We start from the raw sequence: 3,170 nt of genomic DNA, 5'->3' as shown, positions 1-3,170 counted from the left end.
AGAGCCTGAACACGTTGTTCGTCACTCTGCGCGGTGATTCTCTCTCCCCCTGCGGGGGGAGGGCGGGCAGCCGTGTGTCCGGGCGCGACGACCGGACGATCAGCAGCGCGACGGCCATCGGGAGGGCTGCGGCCCGGCGGATGCTCCAGTCGGGACCGATCAGCCGCAGGCGCGTCCGCTGAGGGTGACCGCGCAGCCGACGGGGGAGTCGGCGCGTCAACGCTGCGAATGCCGCACGATCGGTCCACTCCGGGCGCGGAGGAGAACTGGTCCGGTGCGGTCCGCTGGGCAGTCCCGCCTCAAGCGTCCGGGCTTCCGGTCCGGGCGCGTGGCTTCGTCGGGACCGGGGGCCGGTGTGCCGGTGGCGACCAGCGATGGATCTTTCCACGCCACCGGCACACCGGCTTCGGGGCTCAGGCGAACCGGCGCTGAAGGCGTTGGCAGGCGAAGCCCGCAGCCGCCCCGATCGCGGTGGCGGCCCCCAGGGTCAGCAGCGCGGGACCGATCTCGTCGGAGTGGGCGGCGTAGAACGCGATCAGACCCAGGAACCAGGCGAGCATGTTGTTCAGGACCGGCGTCGTGCGCAGGCCCACCACGACGAGCGCGAGGACGAAGACGGCCAGTGGCAGTGCCGCGGGACCCGCCACCGGAGCCAGCGCCCCGGCCAGGAGCTGGCCCGATGCGGCCAGGACCAGGCCCAGCCAGAGGCAGACCATGGCGTGCGCGCCCTGCACGGGGGAGGTGGGACGGCTGAACCAGGCGACCCAGCCGACGAACATCGCCCAGGCGGGGAAGCTCAGCGAGTCGGCGGCGAACGCGGCCACGGCGGCGACGGCTCCCGCGATGACGGTGAAGACGACGAACCGCGAAGTGGTGTGCGCGGTGACGGCGTGCTGGGACATCGGTTCCTCCGGGGAGTCTCAGTGCTGGGCGGGGACGAGGAGTTCGCTGTAGCCCATGCGGGTCACGAAGTCCTCGCGAGCGAGTTGAGCCGTCTCGTTGACCTTGTCCACGCCGGACTCGGTGTCGTCGACGACGGTGCGGAAAGGCTTGTGCCCGAACGGAAGCGCGAGGACGCGGGAGATTTCACGGGCGACGCCCTCCGGTCCGGAGACGACTCCCGGCGGGAACAGCCCCATGGTCGCCTCCTCGTTGCGCGCGACGAGCGGATCGAGCTCGGCATAGGCTGCCGTGACCTCGTGGTCGGTCGCCTGGGCCGCGTCGGGGAAGTGCTGGGTTCCCCGCACGATGACGCCGGGCATGACGATGCTGGTCTCGATGCCGAACGGGTGCGTCTCGTAGGAGGTGACCACGGCCAGCGCGTCGAAGGCGGCCTTGGCGACCACGTACGGGCCGAGGAACGGTGGTGTGGTGACACCGATGGTGCTGCCGACGTAGAGCAGGACTCCGGACCTCATCTCTCGCATGTGCGGCAGCGCGGCGCGGTTGACGCGGTGTGCGCCGAGTGCGTTGATGTCGATCAGGTGCCCGACGTCCTCGACCGGGAACGCTTCGACGTAACCGATGGCGAGGTGCCCGGCGTTGTGGACGACGACGTCCAGCCTGCCGGTGGCATCCAGGATCGCCTGAACGGCTTTGTCGGCGGACTCCTGGGACGTCACGTCCAGTGCGATGACCCGCAGGTCGACGTATTCCCGTTCGGCGAAGGCGATCGCTTCCTCGGCGTGTTCGGCGTCGCGTCCCCACGGATCCCGCATGCTGGCGTAGACGGTGTGGCCGTCGACGGCCAGCGCTTTGGCGGTGTGGTTGCCGATGCCGGTGGCGGCTCCGGTGATCAGTACGACGGACATGGTGATCCTTCCTCGGACTATCGGGCGGGAACGAGCTCGACGCGCAGGAGGCGGTCGTCGCCGTTCTTGGGGGCGACGCCGCCGAGCGTCGTGCGATCGGTGTTGGAGGTGGTGATCCACAGCGCGCCGTCGGGCGCGACGTGCACGGCTCGCAGGCGGCCGTACTGCTGGACCAGGTAGGGGGTCGGATCGCCGGTGCGAGTGCTCCCGTCCACCGGCAGGCGCCACAACCGCTGGCCCCGCAGGCACGCGACCCACACCGCGCCGCCCGCGTACGCGATGCCCGACGGCGACGCCTCGGTGGGCCGCAGCGCGAAGATCGGCCGCTCGCCCCCCTGCCCGTCCGGGCCTTCCGAGCCGGGCCAGCCGTAGTCGGCACCCGCGCGCAGCACGTTGAGCTCGTCCCAGGCGTTCAGACCGAGCTCGGCGGCGTAGGCCGTGCCGTCTTCGCCGAAGGCGATGCCTTGCACGTTGCGGTGCCCGGTGCTGAAGACAGGTGTGCCGAAGGGGTTGTCCGGCGGGACCGTCCCGTCCGGACGGATGCGCAGGACCTTGCCGTTGAGCGAGTCGCGGTTCGGTGCGGTCGCGGTGTCGAACGCGTCACCTGTGCCGATCCACAGGTTGCCGTCGGGGCCGAACTGCAGGCGCCCGCCGTGGTGGCGGTTGCCGGTGCCGATGCCGTCGAGCACCACTCGCTCCTGGTGCAACGACCGGAAGTCCTCGGCGACCCGCAGCGCGACGACCCGGTTGGCCGGGGATGACGACACGTAGGCGAAAACGGTGCGGTCGGACTCGAACGCGGGCGAGGCGGCCAGCCCGAGCAGTCCGCCCTCCGCGCTCTGGGTGGCGCCCGGCACGGAGCCGACCAGTGCCGCTTCGCCGCCAGCGGCCGGGATGCGGCGAATCTCGCCGGACACCCGCCCGGACACCAGGGCCGAGCCGTCGGGGAGGAACGTCAGGCCCCACGGCATGTGCAGGCCGCGGGCCAGCTCGGTCACCTGTCCCGGCACCAGCCCCGCCGCGGTGGGCGCGGTGGCCGCCGGGTCGGGGGACGGTGAACAGGCGACCAAGGTCGTGATGAGACATGCGACAGCAACTGTGCTTTTCACAGGAATTTCCACCGTTCCTGCCGTCGTGGCGGCGACCGATGTGGATGGCGGCAACGCTAGCGACGGACCGGCTTTTCTGGGTCGCCCTGCCGGACCGGGGATGAGGAGGGCGCCCGTGGCGGGGCGGAGTGCCCGCAGACTGGGTCCCACGAGGCGGCCCGAGGTCGCCGAAACCGAAGCCCGAAAAGGAAAACAATGACTCTGAAGCAGCACGCCGTCGGCAGCCGTGGACTGGTGTCCTCCGTCGAGG

At 71.0% G+C, this 3,170-nt stretch carries 3 protein-coding genes; all 3 read right to left on the bottom strand.

Annotated elements, in window-relative coordinates; all coding sequences use genetic code 11:
• Nucleotides 1–413 precede the first annotated feature (413 nt).
• Genes IEZ00_RS26940 through IEZ00_RS26930 form a run of 3 tightly spaced genes read right to left on the bottom strand, consistent with a single transcriptional unit; the run spans nt 414 to nt 2,881 of the window.
• Nucleotides 414–902, bottom strand: coding sequence for a DUF1097 domain-containing protein (locus IEZ00_RS26940; protein ID WP_189226140.1), 489 nt, complete (start codon nt 900–902; stop codon nt 414–416).
• An 18-nt stretch (nt 903–920) separates the two neighbouring features.
• On the bottom strand, nt 921–1,811 hold the full coding sequence (locus IEZ00_RS26935) for an SDR family NAD(P)-dependent oxidoreductase (protein ID WP_189226139.1): 891 nt from the start codon (nt 1,809–1,811) through the stop codon (nt 921–923).
• A 17-nt stretch (nt 1,812–1,828) separates the two neighbouring features.
• On the bottom strand, nt 1,829–2,881 hold the full coding sequence (locus IEZ00_RS26930) for a PQQ-dependent sugar dehydrogenase (protein ID WP_229796128.1): 1,053 nt from the start codon (nt 2,879–2,881) through the stop codon (nt 1,829–1,831).
• Nucleotides 2,882–3,170 lie beyond the last annotated feature (289 nt).

Source organism: Saccharothrix coeruleofusca, from assembly GCF_014648515.1.
Lineage (GTDB): Bacteria > Actinomycetota > Actinomycetes > Mycobacteriales > Pseudonocardiaceae > Actinosynnema > Actinosynnema coeruleofuscum.
The sequence above is the reverse complement of the archived record's forward strand: the minus strand, read 5'-3'. Positions and strand labels throughout refer to the sequence as shown.